This is a genomic window from Streptomyces sp. NPDC033180 (assembly GCF_055577645.1).
In genome coordinates this window covers 61,444-79,005 of sequence record NZ_JBVIPU010000016.1, presented here as the reverse complement: position 1 = coordinate 79,005, position 17,562 = coordinate 61,444, and the positions used below count along the sequence as shown (strand labels likewise).

Sequence of the window (17,562 nt, the reverse complement as noted above, 5' to 3'; positions counted from 1 at the left end):
ATCGGTCCTGAGGTCACGGGTGGAGAAAGGGGGTGGAGACCGAGACTTCGGTTTCCACCCCCACATGCCCCCCGCAGGGAGGAGCCGGCCGACCGCTACGCCGACGGGTCCAGCCGCGACAGCCACTCGTGCACGGCCCGCGCGGTCTCCCCCGCGTGCTCCTCCATCATCGAGAAGTGGTCGCCCCCGGTGTCGAGCACGCTGTGCTCAAGGCGCCAGGAGGACTGCCAGTCGGCTGTGTGCCGCCAGTTGGGCAGCGGCTCCGAAGCCCTCACCAGCAGCGTGGGCGTGGCGATCGGCTGTGGCTGCCACCCGCCGAAGACGCGGAAGTACCCCGCCATCGCGGTGAGCCGCACATCACCGAGCGCCCCCAGGCCGCCTGCCGCCGCGCCCGATCCGGCCCCGGAGTCCGGCCCTTGCGCGTCGTCCGGATTCCCGGCCCCGCCGATCCGCGTCTGGACGCCCGCGAACGCCCGCGCGTCCAGCGGATAGATGTCCATCAGGACCAGCGCCCGCGGCCGTACGCCCAACGACTCGAGCCGCCTCACCAGCGCGTGCGCCAGCATGCCTCCGGAGGAGTGCGCGGCGAGCACGAACGGCTTTCCGTCCGTGTGGGCGAGCAGCGATTCGGCGTGCGCCGCGGCCAGCGCGTCCACATGCGCGGGCAGCGGCTCCCCGGGGACGAAGCCGGGCGCCGGCAGCACCGACACAGTACGGACATCGCGGAGCGCGGCGGCGAACCGGGCGTACTCGTGCGGTCCTGACATCGGCAGGACCGAGGGGATGCAGATCAGTTCGGCGCCGGACTCGCCCTTGGCGAGCCGGACCACGTCCAGCTCTCCGGAGAGCTCCGCGGACGACGCGAACGACGGCCGGAACTCCGAGGCGGTGGTGAGCAGCGTGACGAACTCCTGGAGCCGCCCCATCTCGCCCGCGCGCCGCGCCATCGCTCCGAACACGCTCTCCTGGCCGGCCGCGGCGGGCGCGGCCCCTTCCTCGGGACGCGGCTCGGCCGATGCCATGGCCCGGGTGAGATAGCCGGCAAGCGCCTCCGAGGTCGGGTTCTCGAAGGCGACGGTCGCCGGCAGCCGTACACCGGTCGCGGCGCCGAGGCGGTTGCGCAGTTCGACGGCGCTGAGCGAGTCGAAACCCATCTCCAAAAACCGCCGGGTGGGCGCCACCGCGTCCGCGTCGGCATAGCCGAGGACCGAAGCGGCCTGGGTACGGACGTACTCCAGCATCGCCGCGCCCCGCTCGTGCTCCGGCAGCCCGGCCAGCCGCTCCGTCAGCGACGGGCCCGTGGCCCCCGCCCCGCCGGCGGAGCGCCGGGCGACAGCCTTGACCAGGCCCCGCAACAGCGGCGGCACACCCTCCGGATCCGCCTGGGCACGCAGGCCCGCCAGGTCCAGCCGCATCGGCACGAAAAGGGTGCGCTCGTGGTGCCACGCCGCGTCGAACAGCTCCAGACCCTCCTGCGAACCGAGGCCGGGGATACGGCTTCGGGTGCGGGTGGCGGCGTCCTCACCATTGGCCTCACCGATCACACCGAGGCTGTCCAGCCACAGGCCCCAGGCCATCGAGGTGGCGGGCAGGCCCCGGACGCGCCGGTGCTGGGCGAGGGCGTCGACGAACGCGTTGGCGGCCGCGTAGTTGGCCTGGCCCGGGTTGCCCATCACGCCGGCCGCGGACGAGAACAGCACGAAGGCACTGAGGTCCAGTTTCTCGGTCAGCTCGTGCAGATGCAGCGCGGCATCCACCTTGGGGCGCATGACCTTCGCCAGCCGCTCGTGGGTCAGCCCGTCGACGACGCCGTCGTCCAGCACTCCGGCGCTGTGCACCACCGCCGTCAGCGGATGGTCGGCGGGCACATCGGCGAACAGCGCCTCGAGCGCGGACCGGTCGGAGGTGTCGCAGGCCGCCAGCCGTACATCGGCGCCCAGCGCGGTGAGTTCGGCCGTCAGCTCGGCGGCTCCGGCCGCTTCGGCGCCACGCCTGCTGGTCAGCAGCAGACGGCGCGCGCCGTGCTCCGTCACCAGGTGGCGGGCCACCAGGGCGCCCAGCGTCCCAGTGCCGCCGGTGATCAGCACGGTCCCGTCGGGGTCGAGAGCCGTGCCCGGCCCCGCATCCCCGGCCGCCGGATCCGTCCCCGCTCCGCTCGCGCCGGCCACCGGGACCCGCGCGAGCCGAGGTGCCAGCGCGCTGCCCGCACGCAGCGCGATCTCCGGCTCCTCGGAGGCCGCCGCGGCCCACAGCGCATCGGCCGAGGACCGCTCACCGTCCAGGTCGACGGTGACGAACCGGTCCGGATTCTCCGCACGCGCGGAGCGCAGCAGGCCCCATACGGGGGAGTCCGCCAGGCCCGGTACGTCCTCGTCGGGGCCGGTGGCGACCGCGTTCCGGGTCACCACGACCAGCCGGGCGTCCGCGAGGCGCGGCTCCGCGAGCCACGCCTGGACGAGGTCGAGCGCTTCGCGGGCCGCGCGGTGCGCGGCCGCCGCGGTCTCGGCCGCACCACCGGTGCCGCCCCCGGGGGCCAGGCCCAGCGGCGCGAAGACCAGCTCAGGGACGGGCGTGCCCGCCGCCAACTCGGCGGCCAGCGCATCGAGATCGGCGTGGCTCGGCCCCGTCGCGTCGGGCAGAGCGGCACCGATCACCGCGTACGATGCCTTCCCGCCGGCCGCCGAGAGCGACAGCGGCACCCAGTCGACCTGGAACAGCGACTCATGGTGGCGCGTGCTCGCCGCGCTCAGCTTCTCCGCCGAGATCTGCCGCACCACCAGCGCGTCGGCGGCCACGACCGGACGCCCGGCGGCGTCACCGACCTGAAGGGAGAGCGCGTCCTCGCCCTCGACCGGCGCGAAACGCACCCGCAGGGCCTTGGCGCCCGTCGCGTACAGGCTGACGCCTCGCCACGAGAAGGGCAGCCACAGCCCGCCCGCATCCGACCCGTCCGCTCCGTCGCCGACCGTCCCCGCGGCCACGGCGTGCATCGCCGCGTCCAGCAGAGCGGGATGCACACCGAACTCCGTTGCCGCGGAGTGCAGTTCCTCCGGCAGGTCGATCTCGGCGAAGATCTCCGCACCGCGCCGCCACACCCCGCGCAGCCCCTGGAACGCCGGTCCGTAGCCGATCCCGGCGGCGTGGAACTCGTCGTACAGGCCGTCCACCGGCACCGCCTCGCCACCCTGGGGCGGCCACGCCGTGAAGTCGAACGACGCGGGCGCGGCGGCTCCGGCGAGGGTTCCCGTGGCGTGTCTGGTCCACGGCTGCTCGCCGGTGGCATCGTCCGGCCGGGCGTGGACACTGACGGCGCGGCGCCCCGTACCGTCCGGCACGCCGACGACGAGCTGCACCGCGACGCCGCCCTCCGCGGGCAGGATCAGCGGGGCCTCGAACGTCAGCTCCTCCACCACCCCGCAGCCCACCCGGACACCGGCATGCAGGGCCAGCTCCACGAAGGCCGTACCCGGCAGCAGCACGGTGTCCAACGCGGCATGGTCCGCGAGCCACGGATGGGTGCGCAGAGAGAGCCTGCCGGAGAGCAACAGGCCGTCCTCGTCGGCCCGTTCGATCGCTGCGGCCAGCAGCGGATGACCGGCCGGAACCAGCCCCGCCGATGTCACATCACCGTCATAGGGCCCCGGCTCCAGCCAGTAGCGGCTGCGCTGGAACGCGTATGTCGGCAGCTCGGCCCGCCCCGCGGGGCCAGGGCTGATCACGGTGTCCCACGCGGGCTCGGCCCCCGCGGCGTGGGCGGTGGCCAGCGCGGTGAGGAAACGCCGCGCGCCTCCCTCACCGCGTCGCAGCGTGCCAAGGACAGTGGCCTCGCCGCCGGCGCTCTCCAGGATGCCCTGCAGCGGCACCGTAAGGACGGGATGCGGGCTGACCTCGATGAACATCTGGTGACCTGAGGCCAGCAACTCGCGTACCGTGCCGTCGAACTCGACCGTCCGGCGCATGTTCTCGTACCAGTACGCGGCGTCCATCGTGGCGGTGTCGAGCAGCCCACCGGTGACGGTCGAGTACAACGGCACTTGAGCAGGCCGCGGCACGACCGGGCCGAGATCGGCGAGGATCCGCTCGCGGAGCGGCTCGACCTGCGCGGAGTGCCCGGCACCCAGCGCACCCGGCACGCGCCGGACCCGTATCTCCGCCGCTTCCATCGCGGCGACGAACTCGTCGACCGCGTCGGGCACCCCGGCCACCACACACGCGCCGGGTCCGTTGACCACCGCGACCGACAGGCGGTCGCCATGGGGTGCGATCCACTCCCGCACGGACTCCACCGGGGCGAGGACGGATGCCATCGCGCCCTTGCCGATCAGCGCGAGCAGAGCCTTGCTGCGCAGCGCGACGATGCGGGAGGCATCCTGCAGCGACAGCGCGCCTGCGACGTACGCGGCGGCGACCTCGCCCTGCGAGTGGCCCACGACGGCAGCGGGCCGCACGCCCAAGGACCGCCACAGCGCGGCCAGCGACACCATCGTGGTGAACAGCATCGGCTGCAGCACATCGAGCCGTTCCGGGTCCGGTGTGCCCTGCGATCCGCGCAGCGCGTCGGCCACCGACCAGTCGAGGAACTCGGCGAAGGCCGCGTCACACTCGGCGACGGAGGCCGCGAACACCGGCGACGACTCCAGCAGCCCGGCGGCCATGCCGAGCCACTGCGAACCCTGACCCGGGAAGACGAACGCGATCTTCCGGTCCGGCCGGGCCATGCCCTGGACGATCCGCGCGTCCTCGACTCCCTCACCCGTCTCCGCGGAGCCATCCGCGAGCGCCGCCAGGCCGCGAAGCAGCCCGTCACGGTCGTCGGCGACCACGGCGGCCCGGTAGTCGAACGAGGCGCGCGTGGTCACCAGGGAGTGCGCCACATCCGCCGGGTCCAGGTCGGGGCGGGCGGCGATGTGGGCCCGCAGACGCCCGGCCTGACCGCGCAGCGCCTGCTGCGACTTGGCGGACAGGAGCCAGGGAGCGGCGGCATCCGGCAGCGGCCGGACGACCGCCCGCGGGGAACCCTCCACGGAGGCGGTCCGCGCGGGGGCCGACGGGAGGGCCGCGGCGTCCACCGGCTCCGGGTCCTGGTCCGGTGCCTGCTCCAGGATCACGTGCGCGTTGGTGCCACTGACACCGAACGACGAGACGCCCGCGCGGCGGGGCTCCTCGGACTCCGGCCACGGGCGGGCCTCGGTGAGCACCGCCACGGAACCACCGGACCAGTCGACCTTCCTCGTCACCTCGCCGACATGCAGGGTCTTCGGCAGCACTCCGTGCCGCATGGCCATCACCATTTTGATGACGCCGCCGACACCCGCCGCGGCCTGCGTATGCCCGACGTTGGACTTGAACGAGCCGACCCACAAGGGGTGTTCGGCGTCACGAGCCTGCCCGTACGTGGCGATCAGCGCCTGCGCCTCGATCGGGTCGCCGAGCGTGGTCCCGGTGCCGTGCGCCTCCACCGCGTCCACCTGCTCCGGCGCGAGGCGGGCGTTGGCCAGCGCCTCCTGGATGACGCGCTGCTGGGAAGGGCCGTTCGGGGAGGTCAGGCCATTGGACGCGCCGTCCTGATTGACCGCCGTACCCCGAATGACACCCAGCACCCGGTGGCCGCTGCGGCGCGCGTCGGAGAGCCGCTCCAGGAGCAGCATGCCCGCTCCCTCGGAGAAACCCGCGCCGTCCGCGTCCTCGGAGAATGCCTTGCACCGTCCGTCCGCCGCCAGCCCCTGTTGCTTGCTGACCTCGATGAAGGTGCCCGGCGCGCACATGACGGTCGCGCCGCCTGCGAGCGCCATGGAGCACTCGCCGCTGCGCAGCGCCTGAACCGCCAGGTGCAGGGTGACCAGCGACGAGGAGCACGCGGTGTCCACGGTCACGGCCGGACCGACCAGACCGAAGGTGTACGAGACCCGGCCCGAGGCCACGCTCCCGGAGGTTCCCGTGCTGAGGAAACCGCCGACACCCTCCGGCAGCACGGGAGCCTGCGCCAGATAGTCCGTGTTGTTCATCAGGCCCGCGAACACACCGGTCCTGCTGCCCCGCAGCTCGGCCGGGTCGATCCCGGCGCTCTCGAACGCCTCCCACGACGCTTCGAGCAGCAGCCGCTGCTGCGGCTCCGTCGCGAGCGCCTCACGCGGCGAGATACCGAAGAACGCCGGGTCGAACTCGGCGGCACCGTGCACGAACCCGCCGTACACGGTGTCGGAGGTGTATCCCTCGCCCTCCTCGCCGGAGCCCTGCAGCGCCGCGATGTCCCACCCTCGGTCGGTGGGGAACTCCGTGACGCCGTCACGGCCCTCGCGCACCAACTCCCACAGCCCGTCGGGGTCTTCCACCCCGCCCGGGAAGCGGCAGCTCATGCCGACGATCGCGATGGGCTCGTGCGCGCCGGCCTCCAGCTCGCCGAGGCGCTGACGGGTCTGGTGCAGATCGGCCGTGACCTGCTTAAGGAAGTGACGGAGCTTTTCCTCGTTGGACATGGTGACGTCTCTTCTCCTAGCGGGTCAGGAAATGCCGAATTCTCGGCCGATGAACTGGAACATCTCGTCGTCGCTCGCGGAGCCGATCGCGTCCGCCACCGACTCCGTCTCCCCGGCGCCCTCGTCGCCGCGGCCCTCGCCCAGGCGGGCCAGCAGCGTCTGGAGACGGGTGCTGATACGGACCCGCTCACCGCCGTCCGGTTCGAGCGAGGAGAGCAGCGACTCGAGCGCGTCCAACTCGTCGTGCACGCTGCGCCCGGCTCCGTCGCCGTCGGGCAGCGCGCCCAGCAGGTACTCGGCGAGTTCGACCGGGTTCGGGTAGTCGAAGATCAGCGTGGCCGGCGGCCGCAGTCCGGTCGCCTTGCCGAGCTGGTTGCGGAGCTCGACACCGGTCAGCGAGTCGAACCCCAGCTCCCGGAAGGCACGGTCCGCGGGAACCTCCGACACACCTGCGAAACCGAGCACCGACGCGGCCTGCTGCCGTACGAGGTCGAGCAGCGCGGCCCGGCGGTCCTCACGCGAGAGCCCGGCGAGCCGCTGGGTGAGCGTGTCGCTCTCGGCCCGTGAAGTGGCCTGGGCCGTCCGGCGGTTGGGGGTGCGGATGAGTCCGCGGAGGAGTGGGGGTGTGCCGTGTGTGGTGGCTTGGGTGCGTACCGCGGCCAGGTCCATGTGCATGGGTACGAGCAGGGTCTGCTCGTTGGTCCACGCGGTGTCGAGGAGGCGCAGGCCCTCGGCGTGGGTGAGGCCGGTCATGCCGCCGCGGTTGATGCGGTTGGCGTTGGCGTCGCCGAGGTCCGCGGTCATGCCGCTGGTTTGTTCCCAGGCTCCCCAGGCGAGGGAGGTTGCGGGGAGGCCGAGTGAGTGGCGGTGGTGGGCGAGTGCGTCGAGGAAGGTGTTGGCGGCGGCGTAGTTGGCTTGGCCGGGGTTGCCGAGGATGCCGGCTGCGGAGGAGAAGAGGACGAAGGCGGAGAGGTCGAGGTCCTTGGTGAGGTGGTGGAGGTTGAGGGCGGCATCGGCTTTGGGGCGCAGGACTGCGTCGAGGCGTTCGGGGGTGAGGGAGTTGATGACGCCGTCGTCGAGGACGCCTGCCGTGTGGATGACGGCGGTGAGGGGGTGCGTGTCGTCGATCGTGTGGAGCAGTGTTTGGAGTGCGTCCCGGTCGGCGGCGTCGCATGCGGCGATGTCGACGGTGGTGGCGCCGAGTTGGGTCAGTTCGGCGGCGAGTTCGGGTGCGCCTTCGGCGTCGAGGCCGCGGCGGCTGGTGAGGAGGAGGTGGCGTGCGCCGTGTTCGGTGACGAGGTGGCGGGCGACGAGTGAGCCGAGGGCGCCGGTGCCGCCGGTGATGAGAACGGTGCCCGAGGGGTCCAGGGCGGTGGCGGCCGGGTTGTCGGTTACGGGCACGCGGGCCAGGCGCGGCACGCGTACGCCGCCATCGCGCAGTGCCGCCTCCGGTTCGTCGGAGCCGAGGAGCGCCCACAGCCCGGTGAGTTCCGAGGCCTCGTCGAGGTCCAGGAGGACGAACCGGTCGGGGTTCTCGGCTTGCGCGGCGCGTACGAGGCCCCAGACGGGTGCGTTGGCCAGGTCGCTGACGGTGTCGTCGGGGCCGGCGGCGACGGCGCCGCGCGTGACGAACACCAGGCGGGAGGCGGCGAAACGGTCTTCCGCCAACCAGTGCTGGACCAGGGCCAGCGCGTGGTGCGCGGCCCGATGCGCGGCGGCAGCCGTGTCCGTACCTTCGTGGGCAGGGGCAGCACCTTCGTGGGCAGGGACAGTACCTTCGTGCGCAGGGGCAGCACCTTCGTGCGCAGGGGCAGCGGCGAGAACGACCTCGGGAATGGCGTCGGACCCTGCGATTTCCGCCAGGTCCATGAAGGTCGCCGCGTCGACACCGGAGCCCTTGAGCAGCCGCTGGAGTCCGTCATCGGTTCCGACAACGGCACAGGAGAGTGCCGGAGCGGCCGGAGCGGCCGGAGGAGTGGTGAGTTCGGTCCAGTCGATGCGGAAGAGAGCGTCGTGCGTGGCCTCGCGCCCACCGGCGAGCTGCTCGGCCGCGAGCGCGCGCAGCGTCAACGACTCCACCGACGCCACGTGGGCGCCTGTCTCGTCGGCGACCGTCAGCGACACCGCGTCGGCGCCGCCGGAACCGTTGGCCGCGGCCGGGGACAGCCGCACGCGCAGGGCGGATGCGCCGGTCGCGTGCAGGGACACACCGTTCCACGCGAAGGGCAGCCACGGGCCGCTCTCCGGCCGGCCCTCGCCCGGCGCTCCCACGAAGTCGCCCAGGGCCACGGCGTGCAGAGCGGAGTCGAGGAGGGCGGGGTGGAGCCCGTAGCCGCTGGTCGCGGTGTCCTCGGGCAGCGCCACTTCGGCGTAGACGTCGCTGCCGAGCCGCCAGGCCGCGCGAAGGCCCTGGAAGACCGGGCCGTACGCGAGGCCGGCCCCGACGAGGTCCGCGTAGAGGCTCTCCGTGTCCAACGACTCGGCGCCCTTGGGCGGCCACACCGACAGGTCGGAAGAGGCGACCGGCGTGTTCTCCGCCAGGAGGCCGGAGGCATGGCGGGTCCACGGCTCCGTGGCGTCCGCGCCGTCCGGGCGGGAGTAGATACCGACCTGGCGCAACCCGTTCTCCTCGGCGGCACCCACCGTCACCCGCAGGGCGACACCGCCGCGCTCGGGCAGGACGAGGGGGGCTTCGAGCGTCAGCTCCTCGACCTGGCCGCAGCCGGCCTGGTCACCGGCGTGGATCGCGAGCTCGACCAGCGCGGTACCCGGGAGGAGGACGGTGTCCATGACGGTGTGGTCGGCGAGCCAGGGGTGGGACTGGAGGGACAGCCGGCCGGTGAGCAGGACGCCGTCCGAGTCGGGGAGAGCGATCGCGGCCCCGAGCAGCGGATGGCTGGTGGCGGACTGGCCGAGCCCCGACGCGTCGCCGGTGGCGGACAGCGACTGGAGCCAGTAGCGCTGGTGTTGGAAGGCGTAGGTGGGGAGGTCGATGCGGTGGGCGCCCCGGCCCTCGTATACGCCGTCCCAGTTGAGTTCGGCGCCGTGGACGTGGGTGTGGGTGAGGGCGGAGGTGAGGGTTTCGGTTTCGGGGCGGTTTTTGCGGAGTACGGGGCTGAAGAGCGTGTCTTCGGGGGCTTCGGTGAGGGTTTGCTGGGCCATGGCGGAGAGGGTTCCGTCGGGGCCCAGCTCGATGAAGGTGGTGACGCCTTGGTCGGCGAGGTGGGTGATGCCGTCGGCGTAGCGGACTGCCTGGCGGACGTGGCGGACCCAGTAGTCGGCGGTGCAGAGGTCTGCGGTGTCGGCGAGCTGGCCGGTGAGGTTGGAGACGACGGGGATGTTCGGAGCACCGTAGGTCAGGCGTGCTGCGATGGTGCGGAATTCGTCCAGCATGGGTTCCATGCGGGGTGAGTGGAAGGCGTGGCTGACGCGGAGTTGGTGGACCTTGCGGCTCTGCTGACGCCAGTGCTCCAGGACTTCGACCACGGCCGGTTCGTCGCCGGAGATGACTACGGAGGAGGGTCCGTTGATGGCGGCGATGGCGATCTCGTGGTCGCGGCCTTCGATCGTCGCAAGGACTTCGGCTTCGGTGGCCTGGATCGCGGCCATGGCCCCACCGGCAGGCAGGGCCTGCATGAGTCGTCCGCGTGCGGCGACCAGCGTGGTCGCGTCATCGAGCCCGAAGACCCCGGCCACGTGTGCGGCGGCCAGTTCGCCGACCGAGTGGCCGACGAGGAAGTCAGGGGTGAGCCCCCATGCCTCGACCAGGCGGAAGAGTGCGACCTCGATCGCGAAGAGTGCGGCCTGGGTGAATACCGTCTGATCGATGAGCCCGGCATCCGTGCTGCTGTCCGTACCGAAGACGACGTCCTTCAGCGGCTGCTCAAGGTGTCCGTCGAAGTGCGCGCACACCTCATCGAAGGCAGCGGCGAACACCGGGTACGCCTCGTACAGCTCGCGGCCCATCCCAACCCGCTGGCTGCCCTGACCCGTGAACAAGAGCGCCAGCTTGCCGCGGTTGGTGCTGCCGGTCGTGACCGCTCCGGACGGTTCGCCTGCGGCCAAGGCCCGGACGCCCGCCAGGAGTGCGTCCCGGTCGGTGCCGGTGACGATGGCTCGGTGTTCGAAGCGGGCCCGCGCGATGGCGAGGGAGTAGCCCACATCGGTCGGGCTCAGCTCGGGGCGCTCGTCGAGGTAGGTCGTGAGCCGTGCCGCCTGTGCCCGCAGCGCGTCCTCGGTCTTCCCGGAGAGCACCCACGGCACCGCGCCACCAACCACGGTCGGCACGGTCGACGGCACTGTCCCGGCTTCAGTCGCGAACTGCTCGATCACGACGTGGGCGTTGGTGCCGCTGATGCCGAAGGAGGAGACGGCGGCTCGGCGGGGGTGTCCGGTTTCGGGCCACGGCTGGGCTTGGGTGAGGAGGGAGACGTTGCCGGTGGTCCAGTCGACGTGGGGGGAGGGTTCGTCGACGTGGAGGGTCTTGGGCATGACGCCGTTGCGTAGCGCCATCACCATTTTGATGATGCCGGCGACGCCGGCGGCTGCCTGGGTGTGGCCGAGGTTGGACTTGATGGAGCCGAGCCAGAGCGGCTGTTCGGTGTTGCGGTCCTGGCCGTAGGTGGCCAGCAGCGCCTGGGCTTCGATGGGGTCGCCGAGCCGTGTGCCGGTGCCGTGCGCCTCGACGATGTCCACATCGGCCGTGGTCAGGTCGGCGTTGGCGAGGGCTTGGCGGATGACGCGCTGCTGGGAGGGGCCGTTGGGGGCGGTGAGGCCGTTGGAGGCGCCGTCCTGGTTGACGGCGGAGCCGCGGACGACGGCGAGGATGTGGTGGCCGTTGCGCTCGGCGTCGGAGAGGCGTTCGACGAGGAGCATGCCCACGCCCTCGGACCAGCCGGTGCCGTCGGCGGCGCCGGCGAAGGGCTTGCAGCGGCCGTTCAGGGCCAGGCCGCGCTGGAGGGCGAAGCTGGCGAACGTGTCGGGCGTCGGCATGACCGTGACACCACCGGCCAAGGCCAAGGAGCACTCGCCCCGGCGCAGCGACTGCGCGGCCAGATGGAGGGCGACGAGGGAGGACGAGCACGCGGTGTCCACGGTGACGGCCGGGCCCTCGAACCCGAACGTGTAGGACACCCGCCCCGAGATGACACTGCTGGAACCGCCCGTACCGAGGAAGCCCTCCACACCCTCCGGGATCTCCGTCGGACGCGAGGCGTAGTTGTGGTACATCACGCCCGCGAAGATGCCTGTTGAACTGCCGCGTACGGAGGCCGGATCGATGCCCGCGCGCTCCAGTGCTTCCCAGGAGGCTTCGAGGAGCAGCCGCTGTTGCGGGTCCATCGCCACGGCCTCACGCGGGGAGATGCCGAAGAAGGCCGGGTCGAAGTCGCCCGCGCCCTGCAGGAATCCGCCTTCGAGGGCGTACGAATCGCCGTCGCGCTCCGGGTCCTCGCCGAAGACCCGCTCCAGGTCCCAGCCGCGGTCGGTCGGGAAGGACGTGATCCCGTCGCCGCCGTTGAGCAGGAACTGCCACATGCCCTCGGGTGACGTGATTCCGCCCGGGTAGCGGCAGGCCATACCGACGATCGCGATCGGCTCGTCATCCGCGGGCCCGGCAGCCGAGGCCTCGATCGCCGCATGGGTGTCGGTGAGCTCGGCCACTACGAAGTCGGCGACGGCCGTCGCGTTCGGGTGGTCGAAGACGAGGGTGGCGGGGAGCCGGAGCCCGACAGCCGTACCGAGCTGGTTACGGAACTCGACGGCCGTCAGCGAGTCGAACCCGAACTCCTTGAACGCCTTCTCAGGGTCCACCGATTCGACATCGGGATAGCTGAGCACCGCGGCGACCCTCGACCTGACCAGCTCGAGCGCGAACGCATGCCGCTCGCTGGGCGCGTGCGCGACCAGTTGCCTCGCCCATTCGCCCTGCGCCACGGCCGGTGTGTTGGTGTGGGCGTTGCGGCGGCTGGGGGTGCGGATGAGTCCGCGGAGGAGTGGGGGTGTGCCGTGTGTGGTGGCTTGGGTGCGGATGGCGGCCAGGTCCATGTGCATGGGTACGAGCAGGGTCTGCTCGCTGGTCCACGCGGTGTCGAGGAGGCGCAGGCCCTCGGCGTGGGTGAGGCCGGTCATGCCGCCGCGGTTGATGCGGTTGGCGTTGGTGTCGCCGAGGTCCGCGGTCATGCCGCTGGTTTGTTCCCAGGCTCCCCAGGCGAGGGAGGTTGCGGGGAGGTTGTGGGTGTGGCGGTGGTGGGCGAGTGCGTCGAGGAAGGTGTTGGCGGCGGCGTAGTTGGCTTGGCCGGGGTTGCCGAGGATGCCGGCTGCGGAGGAGAAGAGGACGAAGGCGGAGAGGTCGAGGTCCTTGGTGAGGTGGTGGAGGTTGAGGGCTGCGTCGGCTTTGGGGCGGAGTACGGCGTCGAGGCGTTCGGGGGTGAGGGAGTTGATGACGCCGTCGTCGAGGACTCCGGCCGTGTGGATGACGGCGGTGAGGGGGCGCTGGTGATCGATCGAGTCGAGCAGTGTTTGGAGTGCGTCCCGGTCGGCGGCGTCGCAGGCGGTGATCTCGATGGTGGTGGCGCCGAGTTGGGTCAGTTCGGTGGCGAGTTCGGGTGCGCCTTCGGCGTCGAGGCCGCGGCGGCTGGTGAGGAGGAGGTGGCGTGCGCCGTGTTCGGTGACGAGGTGGCGGGCGACGAGTGAGCCGAGGGCGCCGGTGCCGCCGGTGATGAGGACGGTGCCCGAGGGGTCCAGGGCGGTGGCGGCCGGGTTGTCGGTGACGGGCACGCGGGCCAGGCGCGGCACGCGTACGCCGCCGTCGCGAAGTACGGCTTCGGGCTCATCGGAGGCGATGATGGGCCACAGCGCGCTGAGCTCGGGCGTGTCGTGGCCGGTGTCGATGAGGACGAACCGGTCGGGGTTCTCGGCCTGTGCGGAGCGCACGAGGCCCCAGACGGGAGCGTGGGCGAGGTCGCTGACCGTGTCGTCGGGGCCGGCGGCGACGGCGCCGCGCGTGACGAACACCAGGCGGGAGTCCGCGAGGCGGTCCTCGGCCAGCCAGTTCTGCACGAGGGCCAGCGCGCGGTGAGCGGCGACGTGTGCGGCATCGGCCGTACCTGTGCCCTCGTCGGAATCGAGGGGAGCGAAGACGACCTCGGGGATCGTGCCGGTGGCGGCGAGTTCGGTCAGGTCCGAGAACAGGGGTCCGTCGGCGAAGGGGTTCGCCCCGCCCAGCACGGCGTGAGACCTGGACTCGGCGGCCGGTAGTGACAGCTCCGGCCACTCCACGTGGAAAAGCGAGTCGTGGAACCCGCCACGCCTGGCGGTGAGTTGTTCGGGGGTGATGGCGCGGAGTACGAGGGCGTCGGCGGTGGCGACGGGTGTTCCGGTCTCGTCTGCGGCGGTGATGGATACGGCGTCGGTGCCGGCTGGTGAGAGTTTGACGCGCAGTGAGGTTGCGCCGGTGGCGTGGAGGGTGACGCCGGTCCAGGCGAAGGGCAGGTGTGCCTGGTCCGATGTCTGGGTGAAGTTGCCGAGGGCCACGGCGTGGAGGGCGGCGTCGAGGAGTGCGGGGTGCAGTCCGAAGCCGTCGGTGGTGGTGTCTTCGGGCAGTGCCACCTCGGCGAACACATCGCCGCCCGATCGCCAGGCAGCCCGCAGGCCCTGGAACACCGGACCGTAGGACAGGCCCGCATCGGCCAAGCCGGCGTACAGACCGTCGAGTTCGACGAACTCGGCTCCCTTTGGCGGCCACACCGACAGATCAGGGGAGGCGGCCGGGACGGTGTCGTTCAGCGAGCCGACCGCATGAAGGGTCCATGGGACATCGGGCTCGGTGTCGTCGGGGCGCGAGTGGATGGCTACGGACCGGCGGCCTCCCTCGTCGGGGGCCTCCACCGTGACGCGTAGCGCTACGCCCCCATGCTCGGGGAGAACCAGCGGTGCCTGGAGCGTCAGCTCGTCCAGGGAACCGCAGCCGACCTGGTCACCGGCGTGGATCGCGAGCTCGACCAGTCCGGTACCGGGTACGAGGACGGTGTCCATGACGGTGTGGTCGGCGAGCCAGGGGTGGGACTGCAGGGACAGACGCCCCGCGAGAAGCACCCCGTCGGAGTCCGGGATCGCCACAGCGGCGCCCAGCAGCGGATGCCCGGTCGCCCCGAGGCCGAGGCTGATCGCGTCACCACCGGGGGCCGGCATGTCCAGCCAGTAGCGCTGGTGTTGGAAGGCGTAGGTGGGGAGGTCGACGCGGTGTGCGTCGTGGCCCGCGAAGACGCTGTCCCAGTTCAGTTCGCGTCCGCGTATGTGGGTGTGGGTGAGGGCCTGGGTGAGGGTTTCGGCTTCGGGGCGGTTCTTGCGGAGTACGGGGGTGAAGAGTGTGTCGTCGGGGGCTTCGGTGAGGGTTTGTTGGGCCATGGCGGAGAGGGTTCCGTCGGGGCCGAGTTCGATGAAGGTGGTGACGCCTTGGTCGGCGAGGTGGGTGATGCCGTCGGCGTAGCGGACTGCCTGGCGGACGTGGCGGACCCAGTAGTCGGGCGAGGAGAGGTCTGCAGTGTCGGCGAGCTGGCCGGTGAGGTTGGAGACGACCGGAATCTGCGGGGTTCCGAATGTGATTCCGGCTGCGATGGTGCGGAACTCTTCCAGCATGGGTTCCATGCGGGGGGAGTGGAAGGCGTGGCTGACCCGCAGCTGGTGGACCTTTCGGCCCTGCTGACGCCAGTGCTCCATGATCTCGGCCACGGCCGTCTCGTCGCCGGAAATGACTACGGAGGAGGGTCCGTTGATGGCGGCGATGGCGATCTCGTGGTCGCGGCCTTCGATCGTCGCAAGGACTTCGGCTTCGGTGGCTTGGATGGCGGCCATGGCCCCACCGGCAGGCAGTGCCTGCATGAGTCGTCCGCGTGCGGCGACCAGCGTGGTCGCGTCATCAAGCCCGAAAACCCCGGCCACGTGCGCGGCAGCCAGCTCGCCCACCGAGTGACCGACGAGGAAGTCAGGCGTCAGCCCCCACGCCTCGACCAGCCGGAACAGCGCGACCTCAATCGCGAACAACGCGGCCTGGGTGAACACCGTCTGGTCGATGAGACCAGAGCCGTCGGCCGCGCCGCCCGTACCAAAGACGACATCCTTCAACGGACGCTCAAGATGCCCATCGAAGCGTGCACACACCTCATCGAAGGCAGCAGCGAATACCGGATAGGCCTCGTACAGCTCGCGACCCATCCCAACCCGCTGGCTGCCCTGACCCGTGAACAAGAACGCAAGCCGGCCCCGGCGCACGACCCCTGCCGTCACTGATCCGGAGACCTCACCGGCGGCGAGGGCCTCCAGCGCGGCCAGCAGCTCTTCGCGGTTCGCGCCGGTGACGATGGCCCGGTGCTCGAAGCGGGCCCGCGCGACGGCGAGGGAGTAGCCCACATCGGCCGGACACAGGTCGGAGTTCTCCCGCACGAACGAGTGCAGCCGCTCGGCCTGCGCCCGCAGCGCGTCCTCCGTCTTGCCCGAAAGCACCCACGGAACGATCCCGCCGACGGCCGGAGTCGCGACGGCGTCGGAGGTCTCTGCCTCCACCGCCGCGGTCGGCGCCTGCTCCAGCACCACGTGGGCGTTGGTGCCGCTGACGCCGAAGGAGGAGACGGCGGCCCGTCGGGGCCGTCCGGTCTCCGGCCACTCCCGCGCCTCGGTCAGCAGCGATACCGCCCCCGCCGACCAGTCGATCTTTCTGGAAGGAGCGTCCACGTGCAGGGTCTTCGGCAGGACACCAGCGCGCAGCGCCAGGACCATCTTGATGATGCCCGCGACACCGGCCGCCGCCTGCGTGTGACCGACGTTCGACTTGAACGACCCGAGCCACAGGGGCTGTTCCGCCGAACGTTCCTTGCCGTAGGTGGCCAGCAGCGCCTGGGCTTCGATCGGGTCGCCCAGTCGCGTACCCGTGCCATGTGCCTCGACGACATCCACATCGCCCGTCGACAGACCGGCGTTGGCGAGGGCCTGTCGGATGACGCGCTGCTGCGAGGGGCCGTTGGGGGCGGTGAGGCCGCTGCTCGCGCCGTCCTGGTTGACGGCGGAGCCGCGGACGACCGCGAGCACCTTGTGGCCGTTGCGCTCCGCGTCCGAGAGCTTCTCCAGGAGCAGCATGCCGACGCCCTCTGAGAAGCCCGTGCCGTCGGCTGCGTCGGCGAAGGCCTTGCAGCGGCCGTCGAGCGCGAGACCGCGCTGGCGCGAGAACTCCAGGTACGTACCCGGAGTGGCCATCACGGTGGCGCCACCGGCCAGGGCGAGGGTGCAGTCGTCGTTGCGCAGCGCCTGAGCGGCGAGGTGCAGTGTCACGAGCGAGGACGAGCAGGCCGTGTCCACGGTGACGGCCGGGCCTTCGAGGCCCAGAGTGTAGGAGACGCGGCCGGAAGCGACGCTGCCGGAACCGCCCGTGCCCAGGAAACCCTCCAGGCCCTCGGGTATGCCCTCCTGCGCGGGAGAGGGCGTGTAGTCGGTGTTGTTCATCAGGCCCGCGAACACGCCGGTCTTGCTGCCGTGCACCGACTCCGGGTCGATCCCGGCCCGCTCGAAGGCCTCCCAGGAGGCTTCGAGGAGCAGCCGCTGCTGCGGGTCCATCGCCAGCGCCTCACGCGGCGAGATCCGGAAGAAGGTGGGGTCGAAGTCCCCGGCGCCTTCCAGGAATCCACCGCGCGGTACGCGCTTCTCACCGGAGCCACCGGAGCCACCGGAGTCACCGGACCCGGCGGAGTCACCGGACCCGGCGGAGTCACCGGACCCGACGGAGTCACCGGACCCGGCGGCCGCCTCCTCGTCGGCGAGCGACAGGGCATCGAGGTCCCAGCCGCGGTCGGCGGGGACCTCCGTGATGCCGTCCCGCCCGTCGGCCACCATCTGCCACATCTCCTCGGGCGTGCTGATTCCGCCCGGGTAGCGGCAGGCCATGCCGATGACGGCAATCGGCTCGCGGTCCTTGTCCTCCGCCTCCTGCAGGCGGCGGCGGGTATCGCGCAGGTCGGCCGTCGCCCGCTTGAGGTAGTCGACCAATTTTTCTTCGTTCGACACTGAGGTCACTCCACTGTGAGGGCTACGACGTGCG

General features: G+C 71.6%; 1 protein-coding gene and 1 pseudogene. Both read right to left on the bottom strand.

What is annotated here, in order from left to right; translation table 11 throughout:
- Nucleotides 1–95 precede the first annotated feature (95 nt).
- A pseudogene (locus tag ACZ5WE_RS31945) lies at nt 96–6,476 on the bottom strand (type I polyketide synthase); the annotation flags it as partial.
- Nucleotides 6,477–6,500: 24 nt separating this feature from the next.
- Nucleotides 6,501–17,528 carry a type I polyketide synthase gene (locus ACZ5WE_RS31940; protein WP_467695254.1) on the bottom strand — a complete coding sequence of 3,676 codons (11,028 nt, stop codon included), beginning with the start codon at nt 17,526–17,528 and terminating at the stop codon, nt 6,501–6,503.
- Nucleotides 17,529–17,562: the final 34 nt, after the last annotated feature.